Raw genomic sequence first — 22976 nt, forward strand, 5'->3', positions numbered from 1 at the left:
CTGATCGGTTTGATATGGATGGGCGCAGACCCAAAAGGGAAGGCTGATCCATGAAGTACGACACCCTGACATATGCGCTGGAAGACGGCATTGCGTTGATCACGCTGAACCGTCCCGACGTGATGAACGCGCTCACCACGCAGATGCGGGCAGAGATTGACGTCGCTGTCACGCATGCGGGCAAGACAGCGCGTGTGGTGGTGATCACCGGGGCAGGGCGCGCGTTCTGCTCTGGGCAAGACCTTGGGGATCGGGCGAATGCCTCTGACCTCAACCTCGAGCGTACGCTACGTGATGAGTACGCGCCGATGCTGCGTGCAATCATCAACTGCCCGATCCCGACGATTGCGGCCGTGAACGGGGCCGCCGCTGGGGCAGGGGCAAACCTCGCGTTGGCCTGTGATGTGGTGATCGCGTCGGAAAGCGCGTATTTTCTGCAGGCGTTTACCCGGATCGGATTGATCCCGGATGCCGGCGGCACCTATGCGCTGCCGCGTTCCATGGGCATGGCCAAGGCGTTGGGGGCTGCGCTGTTTGCTGACAAGATCACGGCCCGTCAGGCGGACAACTGGGGGATGATCTGGGAGGCTGTGGCGGATGATACCTTTGATGCGCATTGGCGCGGGCGTGCGGCACATCTGGCCAGCGGTCCAACCAAAGCATTCGGAGCGGTCAAGCGCGTGATCCGTGACAGTTGGGAAAACGATCTTGAGGCGCAGTTGGCGCTTGAAGCGTCCGAACAGGGTATCTGCGGCCAAAGCCGGGACTTCCGCGAGGGCGTACTGGCCTTTGTTGAAAAGCGCAAACCGGATTTCGAAGGGCGCTGAGCCACAAAAAGGGCGCCCCGGGTCGGGGCGCCTTTCACAGTCCTACAGCTTGTGATGCAGGTTCGACTTAACCGCCCTAAACCACTGCCGCGGCGTTTGGATCGATCAAGTTCGTCGCGACGCCGCTGACGACTGAAATATCATCGGCACTGATTTTGCCAGCTCCGGCAACAACAACGCCGACGATCACTCCATCCAACAGGATCTCGGCATCAGCCCCATTGTCGTTGACAGTGACAACAGGATCCGTTTCGCGGGTATCAAACGTTGGATCAAGGATGATCACACGGTCTTCGGCGCTGTCATAGTCTGTGATTATCGCAGACGCATTACCCCCTGAAATCACGCCAAACAGGTCAGCCCCAGATCCACCCGTTGCAGTGTCACCTGCGCCAAAGAAGAGACTGTCGTCACCTCCACCACCGTCAAGTGTATCGACTGCACCATCATCTTCGAGGGTGATCGTGGCACCTATCTCAACGCCGCTCAACGCATCATTCAACGTCGCACCACCGCGCACGGCATTCAGAGCTGTGGTGGACAAAGGATCCGCCAGCGCTTCGCCCGCGACAAGGATATCGTTATCGTCGCCGCCGGTCAGCGCATCCGCGCCAAGGCCACCGATCACGGTGTCATTGTTTTCGCCGCCATCGACGGTATCAGCGTTGTCATTGCCATCGACCCAATCATCGTCTGCGCCACCACTTAGTGAATCGCTGCCGCCACGGCCTTGAATGAGGTCGTTGCCCGCATCGCCGTTGACCTCGTCAAAGCCAGCTTGCCCTTGGATCACATCGTTGCCTTCACCTCCGCTGACCGTGTCAGCGCCGCCGCCACCTTCGATGTCATCATCGCCGCCAAGACCGTTAATGGTTTCAGCCGCGCCCGTTCCAGTCAGGGTGTCGGGGTCTTCGGTGCCATCAATTGTAATCTCGGCCTGAACCGGAGGCTCCGGTGCGGCCTCGGCCTGAACAAACTCGAAGTCCTCAGGCATCACTTGGCCGGCAGCACCTATGATGCGCGCAACTTCCTCGTCATCGACGCTGACAACGGCGTCTTCACCGTCATCCTCGACGGTGACCACCGCATCGTCTGGCGACGCGTCCGATTGAAAGTACAAAAGCAGCGAATCTTCTTCGGCTGCGTAATCTTCGATTACGGCCGGGCCTGCTTCGTCGCCAGCGGAGTCTGCAAACACTGCGAACACATCCATGCCCGTGCCGCCGGTTGCCGAGTCTCCGGCGCCAAAGACCAGAATGTCATCGCCCGTGCCACCATCCAAAGTGTCGGCGTCGCCGTCATCAGTCAGTTCAACTGAATCAACACTTTCTACGTCGCCAGTCTCGCGGAGTTCAGCAAGTTCGGCATCACTCAAGGGGGAGCCGGGAGCCGCACCGGAGATCAGAAAATCGTCGCCTGCGCGGCCTTCAATTACATCGGCTCCAGTGCCACCGGCGACCACATCATCGTCTTCGCCGCCGCGCACCAGATCATCGCCGTCATTGCCATCAACCCAGTCATCGCCGGAAAAGCCCTGCACGGTGTCATTCCCACCGCGCCCTTGCAGCACGTCGTTGCCTTCGTTGCCGATGATCAGATCGGCCCCGGCGTTGCCTTGTGCGATGTCGTCGCCTTCACCACCTTCGATGGTGTCATCGCCAAAGCCACCAAACAGGTCGTCATCACCGCCTGCACCTGTGATGGAGTCGTTACCTTCATCGCCCGTCAGCGTATCCGCCCCTGACGTACCTTCCAGAACAAGACCCTCGATCTGTTCCTGCCCGACAGGCGGTTCTTCGGCGCTTTGGGTGACGACTTCATTGTCATCATCATCGTCATCAAAAATGTTAACCAAAAGAGCGATGCCAAGAAGGCTTAATAGTGCAATGCCAATTTCCATGCTTCCCCAACTCCAACTAATTACAACGCCACTAAGGGGCACATTCATGGGGCTGGTCGACAAAGCGCGCCTCATTGTTGCCGCAAAAGAAACACAATTTATTAAGTATCGGGATTAAACGAAAAAACGCCCCGACAGTGCGGAGCGTTTGAATTTTTTTAGCATGCTTGCGCCGAATTAACGGTTTTCGATGTCCACGTAATCGCGCGCGCTTTCGCCCAAGTACAACTGGCGCGGACGGCCGATCTTGTTTTGTGGATCTGCAATCATTTCTTTCCACTGCGAAATCCAACCGACGGTGCGCGACAGCGCAAAGATGGGTGTGAACATTGACGTCGGGAAACCCATCGCCTCAAGAATGACCCCTGAATAGAAGTCCACATTGGGGAACAGCTTTTTCTCAGAGAAGTAGGGATCAGCCAGTGCGGCGGCTTCCAGCTCCTTGGCCACAGCCAGAACCGGGTTGTTTTCCACACCCAGCAGCTCAAGAACTTCGTCAGCAGACTGTTTCATTACCGTCGCACGTGGGTCAAAGTTCTTGTAGACCCGGTGGCCAAAGCCCATCAGACGGAACGGATCGTTCTTGTCTTTAGCGCGCGCAATGAACTCGGGGATGCGATCTGGTGTGCCGATTTCCTTGAGCATCTCAAGGCAGGCTTGGTTCGCACCACCATGAGCAGGGCCCCAAAGGCAGGCGATGCCAGCGGCGATACAGGCAAACGGGTTCGCACCCGAGGACGAGGCAAGACGTACAGTCGATGTCGACGCGTTTTGTTCGTGATCCGCGTGCAACGTAAAGATGCGGTCCATCGCCCTGCTCAGGATTGGGTTCACTTCGTAGTCTTCAGCAGGCACAGCAAAGCACATGCGCAAGAAGTTGGATGCGTAATCCAAATCGTTGCGAGGATAGACAAAGGGCTGGCCAATCGAAAATTTGTAGGCCCATGCAGCAATTGTCGGCATCTTGGCAATCAGACGGATCGACGCCACTTCGCGTTGGTGCGCATCGTGGATGTCTGTGCTGTCATGATAAAAGGCCGACATCGCGCCGACCACGCCGGTCATGATCGCCATCGGGTGGGCGTCCCTGCGGAACCCGCGATAGAAATAAACCATCTGTTCGTGCAGCATGGTGTGGTTGGTCACCAGGCTTTCGAACTTTTCCAGTTCTTGCGCGGACGGAAGGGCACCATACAAAAGCAGATAGCAAACTTCGAGATAGTGTGATTTTTCAGCCAGTTGACCAATAGGATAGCCCCTGTGCAGCAGCACGCCTTCATCACCATCGATAAAGGTGATGGTGCTGTCGCAACTGGCAGTCGAGGTGAAACCGGGGTCATAGGTGAACACGCCCGCCTGACCATAAAGCTTCCGAATATCGACAACATCGGGGCCTTCGGTGGGCGAATGTATCGGCAGATCGTAAGCGTCGTCGCCTATCGTGAGTTTCGCGGATTTGGGACTATCAGCCATCGGGTTGTTCCTTTCGTCGCAGGGTGGCGCATGCCACCTGGATCTCGGCAAGGGCCGCGATCCGATCATTTGGCCACCAACGGAATCGATCCCCGTATCAGATGGCAGCATCCTCAAGCCGCGCCAGGGTTTCATCGCGCCCCAGCACCAGCATCATGTCAAAAACCGAAGGCGTTACGGCCCGACCTGCAAGGGCCGCGCGAAGCGGGCCAGCGAGCTTGCCGAATTTTGTGTCCTGAGACGCAGCAAAGTCGTTCAGGACAACCTCCAAACTGTCACGGTCCCAACTAACGCTTTGCAGGTGCGGCGTCAATTGTTTGAGTATACCACGGGATACCGGATCAAGAGCCTTCGCCGCTTTTTCATCTGTTGTGATTGGGCGGTCTGTCAGTATAAATTGAGCCTTATCAAGAAGTTCAGGGAAGGTTTTGGACCGTTCTTTGACAAATGGCAAAGCGGCGCGCAACCCATCCATATGCGCAATTGTGATCGCGGGCAGGTCTGCTGCGCTTAGATATGCACCGATTTCTTGCTGCAACGCAGCGTCATCTATCTGCGCCATGTGTTGACCACACAGATTCTGCAGTTTTTTGACATCAAACCGGGCCGGGCTTTTGCCGATCCCGCCAAGATCAAACCATTCGAGGGCCTGCGCGTCGGTGAAAAATTCATCATCGCCATGGCTCCAGCCCAGCCGCGCCAGATAGTTGCGCATGCCAGCCGCCGGATAGCCCATCGCCTGGTATTCCTGCGCACCCAATGCACCATGGCGTTTTGACAGCTTTTTGCCGTCCTCCCCATGGATCAGCGGGATGTGCGCCCACACGGGCACGTCCCAGCCCATCGCATCATAGATCATCATCTGGCGCGCGGCGTTGTTGAGGTGATCGTCGCCCCGGATCACGTGGGTGACGCCCATATCGTGATCGTCCACAACGACGGCCAACATGTAGACCGGCGTGCCGTCCCCGCGCAGCAGAACCATATCGTCCAGTTGCTCATTGCTGATGGTCACATCGCCCTGCACCTGATCCTTGATCACGGTCTGACCACTTTGGGGGGCCTTTATGCGCACAACGTATGGCGCATCCGGATACGTGCTGGCGTCTGCCTCCCGCCAAGGCGAGCGGAACAATGTTGATTTTCCTTCGGCGCGCGCTGCGTCACGAAAGGCGGCGATTTCTTCTTGGGTGGCAAAACACTTGTAGGCCTTCCCCTCGGCCAAAAGTTGGTTGGCGACCTCCGCATGCCGGTCTGCACGCTCAAACTGACTGATCACGTCGCCATCATGGTCCAGACCCAGCCACGTCATCCCGTCCAGAATCGCCTGTGTCGCTTCGGGGGTCGAGCGTGCCCTGTCTGTGTCTTCAATCCGCAACAGGAACGTGCCGCCATTGGCGCGGGCATAAAGCCAGTTGAACAGCGCCGTGCGCGCGCCGCCGATGTGCAAGAAGCCAGTGGGCGAGGGGGCAAAGCGGGTGACGACGGGAAGGGACATAAGAGCGATCTTTACCTTTGTTTAACCATGACGGTCCTAGGGTTCGGCCTCCTGATACTCACCAAGGGCGACAGGGGCAAGCATGGGCCTGATCGGGCACTTTGGCCAAACGTTGTTGTTTCAGAAGGGCAGTCTGTTTGGCTGGTTGCCCGTGGGCATGGCCATGGGCATTGCCCTGTTTTTCGGACTGACATTTGAACCTTCGCTGGCGTTGCTTGCGGGCATTGGAGTGGGCGGTGCAGCACTTGTTTGGGTGGCGCGCATCAGCGATCAAAGCCTGTCTCCGGTGCCCGTATTTCTTTTTATGATGGTCCTTGGATTTGAACTGGCTGCGTGGCGCGCTCATTCGGTCGCGGGGCCCGTGTTAAGCTGGCGATATTATGGCCCGGTCGAAGGGCGGATCGTGGGCATGGATCGCAGCAGCTCTGACGCGGTGCGCCTCACATTGGATCGGGTCAAACTGGACCGGGTTGGCCCCGACAAAACCCCGCACCGCGTGCGCATATCTTTGCATGGTGATGCGACCCTTGGGGTGCCGCCCGAACCGGGGCTGCGTGTGATGACCACCGCCCACATTAGCCCGCCCAGCGGGCCGGTGGAGCCGGGCGGCTTTGATTTCCAACGCCATGCATGGTTCGCCGAACTGGGGGGCGTAGGATACACGCGCGTGCCCCTGATGGCGATTTCCAAAGCCGAGTTCGACCTGCGTCAAACCGTATTCCGCATCCGCATGATCGCCTCGATGCGGGTGCGTGACGTCCTTCCTGGGGACGTTGGAGGCTTTGCCGCCGCTGTGACGACCGGCGATCGCAGTGGGATCAGTCAGGACGGTCTGGAGGACTTGCGTGCCTCAAATACGGCCCACCTGTTGGCCATTTCGGGGCTGCATATGGGGCTTTTGTCTGGGTTCGTGTTCTCACTGCTGCGGCTGATCTTTGCACTCATTCCCGCTATCGCCCTGCGGTGGCCCGCGCGCAAAATGGCTGCCGTCGGCGCGCTCATCGCGGCCTCAGTCTACCTCGCACTGTCAGGGGGCAACGTGGCGACTGAGCGGGCGTTTATCATGGTTGCTGTTGCGTTGTGCGCGGTTCTGGTCAACCGGCGTGCCTTTTCCCTGCGCGGCGTGGCCATTGCCGCGATGATCGTGCTGACATTGCGGCCCGAGGCGCTGATGGGGCCGGGCTTCCAGATGTCATTTGCCGCGACGACGGCGCTCGTGGCGGTGTTTGGCTGGATGCGGGATGGGCAGATATCCATGGGGCCCAAGTGGCTGGCTCCGGTGGTGGCCGTCGTGATTTCGTCGAGTGTTGCGGGGCTTGCGACGGCACCCATCGGGGCGGCGCATTTCAATGCCATTGCCCATTATGGGCTGATTGCCAACCTCGCTTCTGTCCCGCTCATGGGGGTTTTGGTCATCCCAGCCGCTGTTTTGGCGCTGCTTTTGGCACCTTTCGGTCTGGATTGGATCGGGCTGTGGATCATGGGCTGTGGGCTGCGCTGGATTCTGTGGGTTGCCGATACGGTCGCCAACCTGGACGGCGCGCGTGGGTTCGTGGCGGGGCCGGGGCCTTGGGTGCTGCCGGTTATGGCGCTTGGAGCGCTGTTTGTCGTCTTATGGCAGGGCCGGGGGCGCTATGCTGGGATTGCAGGTGTCGGGTTGGCCATTGCGCTTTGGCAGTTCAGTGACCGGCCGCGGGCCCTGATCGCGGACACCGGGGGGCTGATCGGTGTGATGACAGACGCGGGCCGCGCGCTCAGTCGTGAAAAAGGCACTGGATTCGTTGCGCGCAACTGGCTTGAGAACGACGGGGATGGCGTCGCACAGGATGTGGCGGCGGCACGTTGGTCGGCTGGCAAAGTTGGGGCCTTCAACCTGATCCAGGTGAGCGGCAAGCGCGCCATCGCCAGCTTTGCAGGCTGTCGTCCCGGCGACATCGTGGTGATGAACGGTGAATTGGCGCAGCCAGCGCTGCCAGACTGTTTGGTTCTTGACCCTAAAACGCTGCGTGCAACGGGGGCCGTGGCCCTTGTGGGCGAAGGAAAAGACGCACGGCTCGTCTCTGCCCGCGACGTGGGCGGGGACCGCATGTGGTCAGGCTGGGCACGTTATCCAAAGGCCACGCTGGCCTTGCCGGAAATCCAGAACAAACTGGCCCATCAAAAGCAGTAAGGCGGACCTGTTGGCCCGCCCATCTGTCAGATTTTCGCAGTGTATCAGTATGTGCGGATCAAACCGACCAATTTGCCTTGCACCTTGACGTGGCCCACCGGGAACACGCGAGTTTCATAGGCGGGGTTGGCGGCCTCAAGCGCGATGCTGTCACCCTTGCGCTTGTAGCGTTTGAGTGTCGCCTCGTGATCCTCAACCAATGCAACAACGATATCGCCATTTTCGGCAACAGACGTTTCTTGGATTACAACCACATCGCCATCGTTGATCCCGGCATCGATCATCGAATCGCCTTTGACCTCAAGGGCATAGTGATCGCCCTTGCCAGATAGCATCTGACCCGGAACAGCGACGGAGTGGGACACTTCTGAGATGGCGGAAATCGGAACACCCGCTGCAATCCGGCCCATCACGGGCAGTTCAACCGCGTGTGCCGTTTCAACGTTAAGGGCGGCTGGGGGCGGCGGCCCATCGGGGCGGTCGCCATCAATTACACGGGGAGTGAACCCGCCAGTTGTGCTTGCTCCGCCCATGCTTTCGGGCAGTTTCACGACCTCGATCGCACGCGCGCGGTGCGCAAGACGGCGGATGAAGCCGCGTTCCTCAAGGGCAGTGATCAGGCGGTGAATGCCGGATTTTGAGCGCAGGTCCAGCGCCTCTTTCATCTCGTCAAAACTGGGCGGCACACCGTCGCGCTGCACCCGCTTGTGAATGAATGCCAGTAGATCCAGCTGCTTTTTCGTCAACATGCCCTGTCCTCCGAAACAATGGTCACCACCTATGCGTGGTTTGGGTTTGTTCTACGGACGTTCTTGTTTTGTGTCAACTGTTCAACTTAGGGTTAGAACATCCACCAGGTCGCCAACATCCCGCGCAGGGTCGTGGGGTGGCCGGATGATCAGGGCGTTGGCACGCGCCAAGACGCTCAGCAGTGAACTGTCCTGCGCACCTGCATCCGCGACTGCGCCGTCTGACACGATGGCGCGCATATAATGTTCGCGTGGCCCGTTCTTGCCCAGCGGCGCAGACAAAGGCATCACGATCCGTGGGGCCGGTGCCCGCCCAAGACCCAACATCGCGTTTATCATGGGTGTCAGAAATACCGCGCCACACACCATGGCCGAGACCGGGTTGCCGGGCAGGCCAACCATCGCAGTGCCGTTCAAACGCCCCGCCATCAGCGGTTTCCCGGGACGCATCGCAACTTTGTAAAATGCCTGCTCCATGCCAAGCTTGGCGGCCACACCCGCAACCAGATCGTGATCGCCCACTGACGCTCCGCCAATGGTCACGATCAGGTCTGCATCCTGTGCCAAGCCAAGGACGGTCTGAAGTGAACTTTCGGTGTCACGCGCAATGGGCAGAATACGCGCGCGCGCGCCAACCCCTTCAAGCATCGCAGCTAGCCCAAAGGTGTTGGACGCAATGATCTGATCGGGGCCCGGATCTTCGCCTGGCACAACCAATTCATCCCCTGTCGAAATCAGCGCAACCACGGGCGCGCGTCGCACAGGCACCTCGGGAACGTTCATCGAAGCAAGCAAGGCAATGTCACCGGGGGACAGGCGGCGTGGCGCGTCGATCACCATGCCCTGTTCGAAATCGACACCTGCGGGGCGGATGTTGTCCTTGGGGCCGGGATCGTCCGTGATTGAAATCATGTCACCCGAGCGCGTGACATCCTCTTGGATGACAACCTTGTCGGCACCTTCGGGCACAGGCGCGCCAGTAAAGATGCGCACCGCCTGTCCGGGGCCCAATGTGCCGTTCCAACGATGCCCAGCAGCAGATTCGCCCACCACTTTGAACTGCGCGTGCAAGTCAGCCTCAACCGCTTTGAGAGCGTAGCCATCCATGGAAGAGGCCGGGAATGGGGGCTGTGTTCTGCGCGCGCTCACCGACTGTGCAAGAATCCGACCAGCGGCCGCGCGCAAAGGTACGGTTTCGATGTCGATGGGATCGGCCAGAGCGAACAAGTGGTCCAGCGCAGTTAAAACTGGGATCATGTCGCCTCGTAACGGCCTGATTTTCCGCCATCTTTCAATACAACGCGCAGTCCGCCAATCTCCATGCCCTTATCGACAGCCTTGGCCATGTCATAGACCGTTAGTGCAGTCGTTGAGGCCGCAGTCAGCGCTTCCATTTCTACACCGGTTTGGCCCGTCGTCTTGACCGTGGCCGTGATGCGCAGGCCTGGCAGCGCCGCGTCAGGTTCCAGATCAACGGCCACTTTGGTGATCGGCAGCGGGTGGCACAGCGGAATAAGGTCTGACGTCCGTTTCGCGGCCATGATCCCGGCAAGGCGTGCCACGCCGATCACATCGCCCTTTTTGGCGCGACCTTGCGTAATGATATCAAAGGTTTCTGGCTGCATTTTGATCCATGCTTCAGCCACGGCAACCCGGTCAGTCACGTCTTTGTCCGACACATCGACCATATGGGCCGCGCCGTCTGCATCAAAGTGGGTCAGTGCCATCTACATACCCCCGCCTGAGGTTAGCGGATTGGCCAGCAGCGTCCGCGTGGCATTCGCCACATCGTCCTGTCGCATCAGGCTTTCCCCGATCAAAAAGGTGCGCGCACCATACATCGCGAGGTCGGCGAGGTCGGCTGGGCTGTTCAGCCCGCTTTCTGCCACGATGGTGCGGTCGGCAGGCACATGCCGCGACAGCTGGCGCGTCGTGTCGAGCGTGACATCGAAGGTCTTGAGATTGCGGTTGTTGATGCCCATCAGCTTGCTCTTAAGGCCGCAAGCACGCTCCAACTCTTCGGCGTCATGCACTTCCAGCAGCACGTCCATACCCCATTCTATGGCGGCCTCTTCCAGCTCTTGGGCCTGTGCATCGCTGACGCTGGCCATAATGATGAGAATGCAATCGGCCTCAAGCGCGCGTGCCTCGGCGACCTGATAGGTGTCGTACATGAAATCCTTGCGCAAGGCGGGCAGGGCACAAGCAGAACGGGCTTCGCTCAGAAATGCCTTGGCTCCCTGAAAACTGGGGGTGTCCGTCAGGACCGAAAGGCAGGTCGCACCACCTGCCTCATAGGCGGCAGCCAACGTGGCGGGATCAAAGTCTTCACGAATCAAACCTTTGGATGGACTGGCTTTTTTGATCTCGGCGATCAGACCGTATCCTTCGCGGTTGGCGCGCTGGAGGGCGGCGGCAAAGGGGCGCACGGGCCCCGCTTCACGCGCTTCGGCCTCGATCGCTTCAAGCGGCTTGGCGGCCTTGTCGGCGGCGACCTCTTCCAGCTTGTAGGCTTTGATTTTGTCGAGGATCGTTTCAGTCATGATGCGGTTCTTTTTGTGAGTACGTGCGCGGAGGCAAACCCCCGCAGCTTATTTGGCGAGACGAAGCGGGTCAGCTTCCGTGAGTAATTTGGGTCACTGCCTTGATCTTGGCCTTGGCAGCGCCCGTGTCGATGCTTTCTTTGGCGAGCGCGACCCCGTCTTTGAGGTCAGAGACCTTTCCGGCCACTTTCAGTGCAGCAGCGGAGTTGAGCAATACCGCGTCGCGATACGCGCCGGGCGCGCCGTCAAGCAGGGCGGTAAAGGCGATTGCGTTCTCTTCAGGGCTGCCGCCAAGGATGTCGCTGAACGGGTGGATGGGCAGGCCGGCCTCTTCGGGATGTACTTCGAATTCACTGACTGCGCCGTTTTCCAGTGCCGCCACCCATGAGGTGCCGCAGATTGTCAGCTCATCTGTTCCGTCAGAGCCATGGACCAACCATGCGGCCTCTGATCCCAACTGCCCAAGCGTTTCGGCCATAGGGCGGATCAGGTCGCGGTTGAAGGCGCCGGTGAGTTGCCGTTTGACCCCAGCGGGGTTGGTCAGGGGCCCGAGAATGTTAAAGATGGTGCGCGTGCCCAATTCAGCCCGCGTTGGCATCACATGCGCAATGGCTGGGTGGTGCATGGGGGCCATCATGAACCCGATGCCTGCGCCCGCCAGCGACGCCTCGACCACGTCCGGGCCAACCATCACGTTGATGCCCATCTGGGTCAGCGCATCTGCCGCCCCTGATTTGGAACTGAGGTTGCGGTTGCCGTGTTTGGCCACGGTGACGCCTGCACCCGCGACGACAAAGGCTGTGGCGGTCGAAATGTTAAGCGTGCCCTTGCCATCCCCACCGGTGCCGACGATGTCCATTGCCCCCTCGGGCGCACGCACCGCGTTGCATTTGGCGCGCATGACTGCGGCAGCGGCGGCAAATTCGTCGACCGTTTCGCCCCGCGTGCGCAAAGCCATCAACAGGCCGCCGATCTGGCTTGGCGTTGCCTCTCCTTCAAACAGAATCTGAAACGCCGCCTCGGCCTGATCCCGGGTTAGTGGGCCATTGGCAGCGGCATCAATCAGCGGTTTAAGTGCGTCGCTCATGCGGTCACCGGCATCAAGTCTGTAAAGTTCTTGAGCAGCGCGTGGCCATGTTCCGACCTGATGGATTCGGGGTGAAACTGAACCCCATGGATCGGCAGTGTCTTGTGAGACAGTCCCATGATCGTGCCATCGTCAATCTCTGCGGTGATCTCTAGGCAGTCGGGCACGCTTTCGCGCTCGACCGTCAGCGAATGGTATCGCGTGGCCTCGAACGGGCTTGGCAGGCCGGCAAAAACGCCGCGGCCTTTGTGCTGCATCACGCCCATCTTGCCATGCACAATATCGGGCGCGCGCACCACCTTGCCGCCAAAGGCCTGCCCAATTGTCTGGTGCCCAAGGCACACGCCCATCAGCGGCGTGCGGGTTTCCGCCGCCGCCAGAGTAAGAGGCAGACAGATGCCCGCCTGATCTGGATCGCAGGGACCGGGGGACAGCAGGATGCCCGCAGGGCGCATAGCCATTGCTTCTTGTACATCCAGCGCGTCGTTGCGGCGCACCACAACGTCGGTGCCCAACTCGCCCAGATAGTGCACGAGGTTGTAGGTAAAACTGTCGTAATTATCGATCAGCAGCAGCATGGCGAAATCTCATGTTCCAAGGGGGGCCGTTGGCCCTTATAGTTGCGCGCATACATGCTCAGGCTCGCCCCCCTTCGTCAAGAGGACGGCGCGGTTCAGGCAAGTGAGGTAAAGCAGACCGGGGCGACACATCGCAAAGCGAGGTCGGGCCCGGGCAGGACATAGGGACAAAGACATGGCCAGAGGATTTCTGAGCGGCATTATCTGGGGCGGGGTGGTCAGCGTGATCGGGGCCGGTGTGGTGTCGGTGATGTCAGAGGACCGCGTTGCGCCATTGGCTGAGGTCACCGCGCCCAGCAGCACCGATGCGCCAGAGGCCAGTGAAAACGGCGCGGCGATGGCTGTGACAGACGCGGATTTGGTGCAGGATGAAAGTGCACCGCAGGTCAGCACACCTGAAGCTGACGATGTAACAGCCGCGACTGCGGCGGGTGACGATACGCCTTTGGTCCCTGAAACAGGGCAAGCCGACGATCTGGCCGACCCGGCAAACACCGCAGAAGCAGGTGCACTGGCTGTGGTGGATGACACGCCAGTGGCGCCCAGTGCCCCGGCAGTGGCCCCCGAGGCTCCGCAAGCTGAAACGGAACTGTCGATTTCGACCGAACCCGCCCAGCCCGCGCCGCCCTCTGTGCCAGAGGCTCCGACAGCTTTTGCCGAGGAGGAAACCTCAGCACCCGAAGCTCCAGCTTCCGAAGCCCCCGCGCCCGAAACCCCTGAGGTGGCTGAGGCGCCTTCAGCGGCAGAAGCGGATGCGCCCGCTGCCGCAAATGAAACAGCACCAACGCCCCCGGCATCGGATGACGACGCGGGCGAACAGATCGCAGCTCTGCCGAGCGCGGACGATCCAACGCCGAACACGGGCCCCAAGATTGGCAAACCAGCGATTTCGCTTGTCGACCGCACGCCAGACGTTCCCGATGCAGACGCGGATGCCATAATCGAAGATGCACTCCTCGACCCGCGCGCAATCGTCGCCTATGCCACGCCCTTCGAAAACCCCGAAGACAAGCCACTGATGGCCATCGTTCTGATGGACGGTGGCGTCGACCTCTCCGGGGGCGCTGTCGGGCTGGCCGCGTTGCAGAGCTTTCCCTATCCGCTCAGCTTTGCGGTCGACGCCTCGCTAGAAGATGCAACGAAGCGGATGGCCGACTACCGCGCGCGAGGGTTTGAAGTGATGGCGCTGATTGACTTGCCCACAGGTGCGACGGCGGGTGATGCCGAAGTGGCACTGTCGGCCGCACTTGATGCAGTTCCGGAGGCCGTTGGCGTCATGGAAGGGATGAGAACCGGTCTGCAAAACAGCCGCGATGCGTCCGAACAGATCGCACAGGCGGTGCTCGACACAGGCCACGGCCTCGTCTTGCAGTCAAAAGGGCTCAATACCACACACAAGCTGGCCGTGCGTGACGGCGTGCCGGCTGGCCTGATCTTCCGAGACTTTGACAGCGCGGATCAGACGCCCTCAACCATCCGCCGGTTTCTTGATCAAGCGGCGTTCCGCGCAGCGCAAGAGGGCGGCGTGATTATGGTGGGGCGGGTGCGGCCTGACACGATCTCGGCCCTGTTGCTCTGGGGGCTGCAAGACCGGGCAGAACGGGTGGCACTCGCGCCCATTTCTGCGGTGTTGACGGCATTGGTGCCTGCACCTGAATAAAGATCAGATGATCTCATCCTCATCAAACAGAGGGTCGGCTTCTAGCTGAGCAGTAAGGGCGTCCACGGTGTCTTCATTGGCCGATGCGCTCAGCTCGGCCAGATGAAACACCGCATCGCCCTCATTCACCACAGGCAGCACCGCGCGCCCGATCAGGATGCCGGGGCCGGGGGCGAGCAATTCGGTTTCAACATCACCCGCCGGGTCCGAGATCGCTGCCAAAACGTCGCCTTCGTCCACAATCTCGCCTTCGGCACGAAAGGTGCGCAGCAAGCCGCCCACCGGCGCGCGCAACCAGCTGGAGGCGCGGCAGATCAGAGACGGGGTGCGGGCCTTGGCAATGCCTTTGGCCGCCAGCATGCCTTCGTCCCGCATGACGCGCAGGATACCGGCAACGCCGACGCGCACGCCAAATTCGTCAAACCGCAATCCTTCGCCAGCCTCATAAAGCAAAACCGGGGTGCCCCGTTCAGCGGCCTCACCGCGCAAAGATTTATCGCGCAAGGCCGAGGTCAGAATCACCGGCGCTCCGAAGGCACGGGCCATGCGGGCCGTGGTGGCATCCTGCGGCGTCACACGGATTTGGGGCAGGTTGGTGCGATGTTCGGCGGCAGAATGCAGATCGATGCCAAAATCACATCGCAACACCACCTCACGCAAAAAGATGTAGGCAAGGCGTGATCCCAAAGATCCCGACTCCGAGCCAGGAAAACATCGGTTAAGGTCGCGGCGGTCTGGCAGGTAACGCGACCGCGCCAAGAACCCAAAGCTGTTGACCACAGGAACCACCAAAAGGGTGCCCCGCAGATTGCTCAGTTGAGGCGTGCGCAGCAACCGGCGCACAATCTCTACGCCGATCACCTCATCGCCGTGCACCGCGGCGCTGACGAACATCACAGGGCCTGCGCGTTTACCGTGAATAACTTCGACGTTCAGACCAACAGCCGTGTGATCGGGCAGGGCAGAGACAGGCAGGGTGACACTGCGGCGCGTTCCAGGCGCAACATTGACGCCTCCGATCGAAAACGCCTCACGCGGCATGGATCAACGCCTTTCGTTCCCGCACACGTACACCTCGCCCAAAAACGGGATCACTGGTTCCCACCACCAAAGCGGGCCGCATCCTTGGCCGCGCGGCGGATGGCACCGGCCTTGTGCACCGTCTCCATAAATTCTGCCTCGGGGTCGCTGTCATAAACCACACCGCCCCCAGCCTGGATATAAAGCTTTTGATCCTGCACCACGGCAGTGCGCAACGCGATACACATGTCCATATCGCCGCCCGCACTGAAATACCCGACACCGCCGCCGTAGACGCCGCGCTTTTCGGGCTCCAACTCGTCGATGATCTCCATCGCGCGCACCTTGGGGGCACCCGAGACTGTGCCCGCAGGCATCCCGGCAAAGAAAGCGTCCAGCGCATCCTTGCCCTCATCCAATTCACCCACAACGTTGCTGACGATATGCATCACGTGGGAATAACGTTCGACGATGAACTCTTCGGTCGGACGCACTGTGCCGATACGCGCCACGCGGCCCACATCGTTGCGGCCCAGATCGAGCAGCATAAGATGCTCGGCCAGTTCCTTTTTGTCGGCCAGCAGATCAGCCTCAAGGGCGTTGTCTTCTTCGGGCGTGGCGCCGCGCGGACGGGTGCCTGCGATTGGGCGAATGGTGACTTCGTTGCCAAACACCCGAACCAAGATCTCGGGGCTTGCTCCAACGACCTGAAAGTCGCCGAAGTTAAAATAGAACATGAAAGGCGACGGGTTGGTGCGGCGCAGCGAGCGATAGAGCGCAAATGGCGGCTCGGTAAAGGATTGGGTCCAGCGCTGTGCCGGGACCACCTGAAAGATATCGCCCGCCTTGATATAGTCGCGCGCTTTCTCGACGGCCTCCATATATCCGGACTTGGTAAAGTTGCTGACTGGTTCAGGCGCTTCGACGGCATCGCCCAGATTGCGGGTCTCAGACGGCATGGCCCGTTCCAGATCGCGGACCGCGTCCATAACCCGTTCGGCGGCCTGCGCATAGGCCGCGCGCGCGGTCTGCCCGTCGCTGACCCAGGCAGGAGAGACCACAGTGACCTCTCCCTTTACCCCGTCCAACACGGCGATGACGGACGGACGCAGCATAATCGCGTCCGGAAGGCCCAGAACGTCTGTATTTACGTCCGGCAAATGTTCCACCAACCGGATCATGTCATAGCCAAGATAGCCAAAAAGGCCGGCGGCCGATTGGGGCATGTCGATAGGCAGGTCTATGCAGCTTTCGGCGATCAGATCGCGCAGCACATCCAGTGGGTTTCCGGACACGTCTTCAAACGCATCCGCGTCATAACGGGCTTGCCTGTTGATGGCAGATGTCTCGCCCTGACTGCGCCAGATCAGGTCGGGTTTCATGCCCACGATTGAATAGCGCCCGCGCACTTCGCCGCCCGTGACGGACTCAAGCACAAAGGCGTCTTTTTGCGCCCCCGTCAGCTTGAGCATCAGCGATACTGGCGTGTCCAGATCGGCGGCTAGTCGTGTATAGACCACCTGATTTTGCCCCGCCGCATAGGCCGCAGCAAAGCTGTCAAATTCAGGGACCAGAGCCATCAGGGAAAGTTCACATGCACCGCGTCCAGTGCCTGTTGATTGATCTGTGGGCCTGCACGCAACACCACGTCTTCACCAAACAAACTGAACAGTTCTGTGGCCACCGACTGACCGATTTCAGCGCTAAGGGCCTGCGTCTCGGTTGTCACCTCGTCGTTGGTTTCGACGGCGGTGATCTTGTCCAGCCGGACCATCAGGACCGAGCCAAAGCTTGGGATGATCCGCACGTCGCCGACCTCCATTTCAAACACCGCAGGCATGAAGGCGGGTGGGGTGCCTTGCACAAAGGCCGAGCGATCCAGGTCAATCTCCAAAATCGCATCCAACCCCTGTTCGGCAAAGCTCTCTCCGCCCGTCAAAGCAGGCAATGCAGCCTCGGCTTGGGCCGTCAGGCGCTCTTCGGTCTGTGCGGCCTCCCAATTGGCGCGCACGTTCTCGATTGCGTCTTCGTATGGCGCGGGGCGCGGCGGCAGGGTTTCTTCAAGACGCATTGCAAAGATGCCGCCATCGTCCAGCGAAATGATTTCGGGGAAATCGTCTTCGCTCAATCTCCGCGCAGCCTCGTGAAAGCTGTCATAGGCTGCGATGCCTTCGCCCTGGGCCGGGAACCAATCGATGGTGCCAATGGCCATGTCGGTCTCGGCATCAAGCTCTTCTAGCGTCGCACCACCGGCAAGCATGTCGTCAAATTCTGAGGCCAGCACGTCAACCTGACGGCGGGCGGCATCCCGTGCCAGACGGGTGCGCAACATGCCCGATGCGTCCTCGAAGGATGTTGATTGGGCGGGCAGCACACCGTTGACCCGGAACAGGGCCGGGCCAAGAGACGAGGGCAGAGGGCCGACAACATCGCCGACCTTGGCGCCAAACACAGCCTCACCGGCGGCGTCCAGTTCAAGGCGAGACACATCACCCATATCTACATCGCCCAGATCAAGCCCGCGCTCTTCAACAAGGGTTTCAAAGGTCGTGCCATCCACCTCAAGCTGCGCAACAGCACGCTCGGCCGCCGCTTCGTCAAGATACACCAGACGCTCCACAAGGCGGCGCTCGGGCTTGTTGAACTCTTCGGCTGCGGCCTCGTATTCGGCGCGCAGCGTCGCCTCGTCAATTTCCATTGAATCAAGGATCATGTCGGGCAGCAAGGCGGCGTAGGTGATGCGCTTGGTCTCGGGCATTTCATAATCGCCGAGGTTGGCCTCGTAATAGGCGCGCAATGTGGCATCGTCCGGAGTAGGCAGCGGTTCGGCCAGATCGGCCTGTCCGAGGCGCACCCACGTGAAATCGCGGGTTTCGCCCAGAAAATCGACCAGCGTGCGCGCGTAAACCTCGGGCATGCTCACGCCCGACATGATGGCGGCCTGCAACAAAGAACGGGCAACCTCATCGCGCAGCTGCGCTTCGAATTCGGCCTCAGAGCGGCCGGAATTGCGCAAGGCAAAGCTGTAGGCATCGCGGTCAAAGCTGCCATCAAGCCCCTGAAACGCAGGGATGTTCAGGATTTCGTCGCGCAGCGTTTCATCGCCCACGCTCAAACCCATTTCGGCAGCCTCATGATCAAGTGCACGGGCGCGCACCAACTGGGCCAGCACCGCTTGATCCAGACCAACTGCCTGAGCCTGCGCAAATGTCAGCTGGCTGCCAGTTTGGCGGCTTACGGCCTGAATTTCCTGTTGCAGCGTGCGCGCGTAATCGTCGATGTCGATATACTTGTCACCAACACTGCCCACGGTCCGGATGGTGCCTGACAAATTGGTCGCGCCAAAGCCGCCAAGGCCAAGGATCAGCAGACCCAAAAGGATCCAGACTGCAGTTTTTGAGATGGAGTTCGAGCCCTTGGCCATGCGTGCCCTCTTTTCGGGGAAATTTCAGTTTGGCGATGTCTATCTGTGCAAAGACGGACGGGCAAGGGCGGTTGGGCTCAGATGGCCAGTGCTGACAGCCTTTTGTAAAGCGTATCGATCCCGGCAGCATCCAGATTGGCAAAGGCGATGCGCAGTTGCGCTTTGCCCTCGGGCGCACCTTCCGGCCAGAACATGGTGCCGGGCAGGCACAGAATACCTGCCTCACGCACCAAAAGCGGGGCCAGATCGGCAGATGACATTTCGAAGGGATGGGCCACATAGGCGAAATAAGCGCCCAACCCCAGCAACTCCCAACCTTTGGCTTGGAGGACAGGAAAACCGGTCTCAATCGCGGCACGGCGGGCAAGGATTTCGTCCCGCTCGCTCGCTACCCACTGGCTTAGGTTCTCCACGCCCCAAAGTGCGGCGTACTGGCCAATCTGACCGGGACAGATCGCGACTGTATCAAGAAACTTTTCAGCTTCTGCCAGACGTGCCGGTGACGCCACCAGCGCGCCCACCCGGTGACCGGTCAGGCGGTAGGCTTTGGAGAACGAATAAAGATGGATAAACGTGTCTTCCCATCCGTCCTGCTGGAACAGCGGGTGCGGGGCACCAGAACGGCTGTCAAAATCGCGGTAGGTTTCATCCACGATCAACGCGATCCCGTGGGCGCGGGCCAGTTCATAGAAGGCCAGCACCAGATCAGACGGGTACTCAACGCCCGCTGGGTTGTTCGGGGTGACCAGCGCAATGGCGCGGGTCTTGGGGGTGATCAACGCCGCGGCTGCGTCCACATCCGGAAGCAAACCAGCGCCCACAGGCAGCGGGATGGAGGCAACCCCGGTCATGTCCAGCCACATTTTGTGATTGAAATACCACGGGGTTGGAAGGATAACCTCATCCCCTTCGGCACATAGGGTAGACAGGGCGGCGGCAAAGGCCTGATTGCAGCCCGAGGTGATGCAGATATTCTCTGCGCGCGTGTCAGCGCCGTAATGAGTGTTGATCTGTGCGCTCAACGCGGTGCGCAAAGCGGGCATGCCCAACACGGGGCCGTAAAGATGCGCATCGTCCTTGGTCAGGGCTGCATCCGCCATTGCCTGACGTAAGGCAGGTGGGGGCGGATCAACTGGCGCGGCCTGGCTCACGTTGATCAAAGGACGGTCGGGTGTAAATTCCACACCCTCCAGCCAGCGGCGGGCCTCCATTACCGGGGGCGGAAAGGTGGTCGCGGTGCGTGTCTGGGTCATGGGGCCGCTCCGGTGATCTGCGCCGGAGGCTCCGGCGCGCGTTTTCGGGCAAGTAAAACAGTCTGCGCGCGGGGATCAATCTGTCCCGCGATAGGGTTCCACATATTGCAAAGCCATATCCCACGGGAAAAAGATCCACGTGTCCTGAGAGACGCCTGTGATGAAGGTGTCTACCTGTGGTTCTCCGGATGGCTTGGCATAGACGGTCGCGAAATGGGCGTTGGGATACAAGCTGCGCACCAATTCCAGCGTCTTGCCGCTGTCCACAAGGTCATCGACGATCAGAATGCCGGTGCCGTCGCCCATCATCTCGGCGTTTGGGGCCTTGAGGACCTCTGCGTCGCGGCGCTGGTCGGCCTTGCCGCCGCCCGAATGATAGGATTTCACGCTGATCGTATCGACAGTGCGAATATCAAGCTCGCGCGCGACGATCATCGCGGGGGCCATGCCACCGCGCGTGATGGCCACCACCGCGCGCCAGCCGCCTTCGTCCGGGCCCTTGCCATCCAGTCGCCAGGCAAGCGCTCGGCTGTCGCGGTGCATCTGGTCCCAGCTGACGTGGAACCCTTTTTCGTGTGGTAGGCGATCAGCCATGGTTATTTCTCCAAAATCAAACGTAGCCCAAGCGCCCCCAGCAAGGTGGCGGCGATGCGGTCAAGAACGGGTTTGAGGCCGATATAAGCGCGCCGGGCAGGGGGCGAACTCAGCAGAACGGCGAAAACTGCATAAAAGGTGAGTTCGAGAACAAGGTGATTGGCAACAATGATCGCGATATCCACCGCGCCCAACCCTTGGGGAAAGACGACCACGATGACAGCGGCGGCAAATAGCATCGACTTGGGATTGCCAAAGTTCAGCAACAGCCCCGAAACAATGGCCCGGCCATGGGGCATCGGTGCCTCACCAAGCGGGTTGTGCGCATGACGCCATGTCTGAATCGCGATCCAGATCAGATAGAGTGCCCCGCCAATCTTGAGCGCGGTATAAGTCCACGGAAACACAGTGAATACAGCCTCAAGGCCCAAGAGGGCGGCCAAGGTCCAGAGTGCGGCAGCGATGCCAAGACCAACGCCAGTGAGCATGCCCGCAACGCGGCCAGAGCTCACGGTTGTTTTGATGAAATACAAAAGAGCAGCTCCCGGTGCGGCAATGGCTGCCATCAGCACAGCATTGAACGCGATCAGGTCTGCAAGCGTCAGAGACATGCGCTACCCTTTTGAGATGTCAGGGGCATCCACTGCCTTCATACCCACGACGTGATAGCCCGCATCCACGTGCAGGTTTTCACCTGTCGTGCCGCTCGACAAATCCGACAGCAGATACAGCGCTGATTTGCCCACATCTTCGATGGTCACATTGCGGCGCATGGGGGAATTGTATTCGTTCCACTTCATGATGTAGCGGAAATCGCCAATACCACTGGCGGCCAGTGTCTTGATGGGGCCAGCTGAAATCGCATTCACGCGGATGCCGTCTTTGCCCAAATCCTCGGCCAGATACTTGACCGAAGCCTCTAGGGCCGCCTTGGCCACGCCCATCACATTATAATGCGGCATGACCTGCTCGGCCCCGTAATAGGTAAGGGTCACGGCACTGCCGCCGGGGTTCATCATCTTTTCGGCACGCGCCATCACGGCGGTGAAGGAATAGACAGAGATGTCCATAGTCATGGTGAAATTGTCACGGCTGGTGTCGACATAGCGCCCGCGCAACTCGTTCTTGTCGGAAAAGCCAATGGCGTGGACCAAGAAATCAAGGGTCCCCCAACGCTCTTTGAGATCGGCAAAAAGCGCATCCATCGACGCCTCGTCACCCACATCGCAGGGCAGAACGATGTTGCTGTCCAACTGTGCCGCCAAAGGATCAACGCGTTTCTTCAGCGCATCCCCCTGATAGGAAAAGGCCAATTCTGCGCCAGCCCCATAAAGCGCGCGGGCAATCCCCCACGCGATCGACTTGTCGTTGGCCAGCCCCATGATAAGGCCTCGTTTTCCTGCCATCAGGTCTGTTGCCATGTCTCTGCCCACCTGTCCCATACTTCTGGCGATCAGCTTTAGGCCATTGCCCAGACAGCATCAAGGGAGCGCGATGTGGTTGATCATGCCCCCCAGCAAGGCTAGCTGAGATGTAAGGGGACGAAGGAGAAACGAGATGGCAGACCGGAGCGACATTTTTGCAGGCGATGACCCGTTCGACATTATACGTCGATGGATGAGCGAAGCAGAGGCGAGCGAGGTCAATGACCCCAACGCCGTGGCGCTCAGCACGGTGGACGCCGATGGGATGCCCAATGCGCGTGTCGTCCTGCTCAAGGAAATCGAAGACGATGCCTTTGTCTTTTACACCAACTACGAAAGCGCCAAGGCTCGCGAACTGGATCACGCCGAAAAAGCGGCCTTTGTGATGCACTGGAAATCCCTGAGGCGACAGGTGCGTGTGCGGGGATACGTAAGCAAAGAGGATGGGCCACAGGCGGATGCCTACTATGCTTCGCGCTCGCTCAAATCCCGTCTTGGAGCGTGGGCGTCCGCACAAAGCCGGCCTCTGGAGGGACGCAAAACGCTCATGGCCGAGGTCGCCAGGGTGACTGCGCAACACGGAACAAACCCGTCGCGCCCGCCATTTTGGGGTGGTTACCGGATCACACCGATTGAGATTGAATTCTGGGCCGATGGTGCCTTTCGGCTACATGATCGGTTCCGCTGGAGTCGCGAAAAACCGGGGGCCCAATGGACCGATTTGCGGCTTTGCCCGTAATTTTCATGCGACGTGAAATGCAATTAATTGAAAATAA

20 protein-coding genes are annotated in these 22976 nt (G+C 59.9%); 4 read left to right on the top strand and 16 right to left on the bottom strand.

The genetic code is table 11. The features are described 5' to 3' along the window. Positions 1-50 precede the first annotated feature (50 nt). Positions 51-827, top strand: a complete 777-nt coding sequence (locus DHN60_RS12540; protein WP_108837661.1) for an enoyl-CoA hydratase-related protein — start codon at positions 51-53, stop codon at positions 825-827. Positions 828-903: 76 nt separating this feature from the next. Here the strand turns inward: DHN60_RS12540 and DHN60_RS12545 are convergent, their stop codons facing one another. The 3 genes from DHN60_RS12545 to gltX all read right to left on the bottom strand — a co-directional run bounded on the left by DHN60_RS12545 (position 904) and on the right by gltX (position 5698). Then, entirely contained in the window at positions 904-2727 is a 1824-nt protein-coding gene (locus tag DHN60_RS12545; protein WP_159089207.1) for a calcium-binding protein, read from the bottom strand. Between the two features lie 177 nt (positions 2728-2904). Further along, on the bottom strand, positions 2905-4200 hold the full coding sequence (gene gltA / locus DHN60_RS12550) for a citrate synthase (RefSeq protein WP_108837810.1): 1296 nt from the start codon (positions 4198-4200) through the stop codon (positions 2905-2907). 97 nt (positions 4201-4297) lie between these two features. Then, positions 4298-5698, bottom strand: coding sequence for a glutamate--tRNA ligase (gltX, locus tag DHN60_RS12555; protein ID WP_108837663.1), 1401 nt, complete (start codon positions 5696-5698; stop codon positions 4298-4300). A gap of 82 nt (positions 5699-5780) precedes the next feature. Here gltX and DHN60_RS12560 point away from each other — a divergent pair, with 82 nt between their 5' ends. Continuing rightward, positions 5781-7868, top strand: coding sequence for a ComEC/Rec2 family competence protein (locus tag DHN60_RS12560; RefSeq protein WP_108837664.1), 2088 nt, complete (start codon positions 5781-5783; stop codon positions 7866-7868). A 44-nt stretch (positions 7869-7912) separates the two neighbouring features. Here DHN60_RS12560 and lexA read toward each other — a convergent pair whose 3' ends face one another. From lexA to DHN60_RS12590, 6 genes are all read right to left on the bottom strand, one after another. Further along, a complete protein-coding gene (gene lexA / locus DHN60_RS12565; RefSeq protein WP_108837665.1) occupies positions 7913-8617 on the bottom strand; it encodes a transcriptional repressor LexA in 705 nt (234 codons plus the stop codon). 81 nt (positions 8618-8698) lie between these two features. Then, on the bottom strand, positions 8699-9874 hold the full coding sequence (gene glp / locus DHN60_RS12570) for a gephyrin-like molybdotransferase Glp (RefSeq protein ID WP_108837666.1): 1176 nt from the start codon (positions 9872-9874) through the stop codon (positions 8699-8701). After that, the gene (gene moaC, locus DHN60_RS12575) at positions 9871-10344 is read right to left on the bottom strand and encodes a cyclic pyranopterin monophosphate synthase MoaC (protein WP_108837667.1); all 474 of its coding nucleotides are present in this window, start codon (positions 10342-10344) and stop codon (positions 9871-9873) included. The genes glp and moaC overlap by 4 nt, the downstream gene beginning before the upstream one ends. Then, positions 10345-11160 (bottom strand): indole-3-glycerol phosphate synthase TrpC, encoded by an 816-nt coding sequence (gene trpC / locus DHN60_RS12580; protein ID WP_108837668.1) that lies wholly within the window; start codon positions 11158-11160, stop codon positions 10345-10347. 70 nt (positions 11161-11230) lie between these two features. Next, positions 11231-12247, bottom strand: coding sequence for an anthranilate phosphoribosyltransferase (gene trpD / locus DHN60_RS12585; RefSeq protein WP_108837669.1), 1017 nt, complete (start codon positions 12245-12247; stop codon positions 11231-11233). Further along, the gene (locus DHN60_RS12590; RefSeq protein ID WP_108837670.1) at positions 12244-12825 is read right to left on the bottom strand and encodes an aminodeoxychorismate/anthranilate synthase component II; all 582 of its coding nucleotides are present in this window, start codon (positions 12823-12825) and stop codon (positions 12244-12246) included. Before DHN60_RS12590 ends, trpD begins: the two co-directional genes overlap by 4 nt. A 175-nt stretch (positions 12826-13000) precedes the next feature. Here DHN60_RS12590 and DHN60_RS12595 point away from each other — a divergent pair, with 175 nt between their 5' ends. Beyond that, entirely contained in the window at positions 13001-14485 is a 1485-nt protein-coding gene (locus DHN60_RS12595; RefSeq protein WP_108837671.1) for a divergent polysaccharide deacetylase family protein, read from the top strand. Between the two features lie 3 nt (positions 14486-14488). On the opposite strand, the gene DHN60_RS12600 is transcribed toward DHN60_RS12595, so the two are convergent. The 7 genes from DHN60_RS12600 to fabI form a co-directional block, all read right to left on the bottom strand. Continuing rightward, positions 14489-15526 (bottom strand): succinylglutamate desuccinylase/aspartoacylase family protein, encoded by a 1038-nt coding sequence (locus tag DHN60_RS12600; RefSeq protein WP_108837672.1) that lies wholly within the window; start codon positions 15524-15526, stop codon positions 14489-14491. 50 nt (positions 15527-15576) lie between these two features. After that, entirely contained in the window at positions 15577-17085 is a 1509-nt protein-coding gene (trpE, locus tag DHN60_RS12605) for an anthranilate synthase component I (protein WP_108837673.1), read from the bottom strand. Beyond that, the gene (locus DHN60_RS12610) at positions 17085-18929 is read right to left on the bottom strand and encodes a peptidylprolyl isomerase (RefSeq protein WP_108837674.1); all 1845 of its coding nucleotides are present in this window, start codon (positions 18927-18929) and stop codon (positions 17085-17087) included. The genes trpE and DHN60_RS12610 overlap by 1 nt, the downstream gene beginning before the upstream one ends. Positions 18930-19006: 77 nt before the next feature. Further along, positions 19007-20182, bottom strand: a complete 1176-nt coding sequence (locus DHN60_RS12615) for an aminotransferase (protein WP_108837675.1) — start codon at positions 20180-20182, stop codon at positions 19007-19009. Positions 20183-20257: 75 nt separating this feature from the next. After that, entirely contained in the window at positions 20258-20776 is a 519-nt protein-coding gene (gene gpt, locus DHN60_RS12620) for a xanthine phosphoribosyltransferase (protein WP_108837676.1), read from the bottom strand. A 2-nt stretch (positions 20777-20778) separates the two neighbouring features. Beyond that, on the bottom strand, positions 20779-21387 hold the full coding sequence (locus DHN60_RS12625; protein WP_306416002.1) for a LysE family translocator: 609 nt from the start codon (positions 21385-21387) through the stop codon (positions 20779-20781). A gap of 3 nt (positions 21388-21390) precedes the next feature. Further along, on the bottom strand, positions 21391-22197 hold the full coding sequence (fabI, locus tag DHN60_RS12630) for an enoyl-ACP reductase FabI (protein ID WP_108837812.1): 807 nt from the start codon (positions 22195-22197) through the stop codon (positions 21391-21393). Positions 22198-22333: 136 nt separating this feature from the next. Here fabI and pdxH point away from each other — a divergent pair, with 136 nt between their 5' ends. Then, the gene (gene pdxH, locus DHN60_RS12635) at positions 22334-22939 is read left to right on the top strand and encodes a pyridoxamine 5'-phosphate oxidase (RefSeq protein WP_108837677.1); all 606 of its coding nucleotides are present in this window, start codon (positions 22334-22336) and stop codon (positions 22937-22939) included. Positions 22940-22976: the final 37 nt, after the last annotated feature.

Source organism: Tateyamaria sp. Alg231-49 (assembly GCF_900143535.1).
Classification (GTDB): Bacteria; Pseudomonadota; Alphaproteobacteria; order Rhodobacterales; family Rhodobacteraceae; genus Tateyamaria.

Coding starts and splice junctions, on each gene's coding strand:
- DHN60_RS12615 (WP_108837675.1), bottom strand. CDS start 20,182: ATGACCCAGACACGCACCGCGACCACCTTTCCGCCCCCGGTAATGGAG.
- DHN60_RS12540 (WP_108837661.1), top strand. CDS start 51: ATGAAGTACGACACCCTGACATATGCGCTGGAAGACGGCATTGCGTTG.
- moaC (WP_108837667.1), bottom strand. CDS start 10,344: ATGGCACTGACCCACTTTGATGCAGACGGCGCGGCCCATATGGTCGAT.
- gltA (WP_108837810.1), bottom strand. CDS start 4,200: ATGGCTGATAGTCCCAAATCCGCGAAACTCACGATAGGCGACGACGCT.
- DHN60_RS12545 (WP_159089207.1), bottom strand. CDS start 2,727: ATGGAAATTGGCATTGCACTATTAAGCCTTCTTGGCATCGCTCTTTTG.
- DHN60_RS12625 (WP_306416002.1), bottom strand. CDS start 21,387: ATGTCTCTGACGCTTGCAGACCTGATCGCGTTCAATGCTGTGCTGATG.
- DHN60_RS12595 (WP_108837671.1), top strand. CDS start 13,001: ATGGCCAGAGGATTTCTGAGCGGCATTATCTGGGGCGGGGTGGTCAGC.
- trpE (WP_108837673.1), bottom strand. CDS start 17,085: ATGGCTCTGGTCCCTGAATTTGACAGCTTTGCTGCGGCCTATGCGGCG.
- gltX (WP_108837663.1), bottom strand. CDS start 5,698: ATGTCCCTTCCCGTCGTCACCCGCTTTGCCCCCTCGCCCACTGGCTTC.
- DHN60_RS12610 (WP_108837674.1), bottom strand. CDS start 18,929: ATGGCCAAGGGCTCGAACTCCATCTCAAAAACTGCAGTCTGGATCCTT.
- DHN60_RS12600 (WP_108837672.1), bottom strand. CDS start 15,526: ATGCCGCGTGAGGCGTTTTCGATCGGAGGCGTCAATGTTGCGCCTGGA.
- gpt (WP_108837676.1), bottom strand. CDS start 20,776: ATGGCTGATCGCCTACCACACGAAAAAGGGTTCCACGTCAGCTGGGAC.
- pdxH (WP_108837677.1), top strand. CDS start 22,334: ATGGCAGACCGGAGCGACATTTTTGCAGGCGATGACCCGTTCGACATT.
- fabI (WP_108837812.1), bottom strand. CDS start 22,197: ATGGCAACAGACCTGATGGCAGGAAAACGAGGCCTTATCATGGGGCTG.
- DHN60_RS12590 (WP_108837670.1), bottom strand. CDS start 12,825: ATGCTGCTGCTGATCGATAATTACGACAGTTTTACCTACAACCTCGTG.
- trpD (WP_108837669.1), bottom strand. CDS start 12,247: ATGAGCGACGCACTTAAACCGCTGATTGATGCCGCTGCCAATGGCCCA.
- trpC (WP_108837668.1), bottom strand. CDS start 11,160: ATGACTGAAACGATCCTCGACAAAATCAAAGCCTACAAGCTGGAAGAG.
- glp (WP_108837666.1), bottom strand. CDS start 9,874: ATGATCCCAGTTTTAACTGCGCTGGACCACTTGTTCGCTCTGGCCGAT.
- lexA (WP_108837665.1), bottom strand. CDS start 8,617: ATGTTGACGAAAAAGCAGCTGGATCTACTGGCATTCATTCACAAGCGG.
- DHN60_RS12560 (WP_108837664.1), top strand. CDS start 5,781: ATGGGCCTGATCGGGCACTTTGGCCAAACGTTGTTGTTTCAGAAGGGC.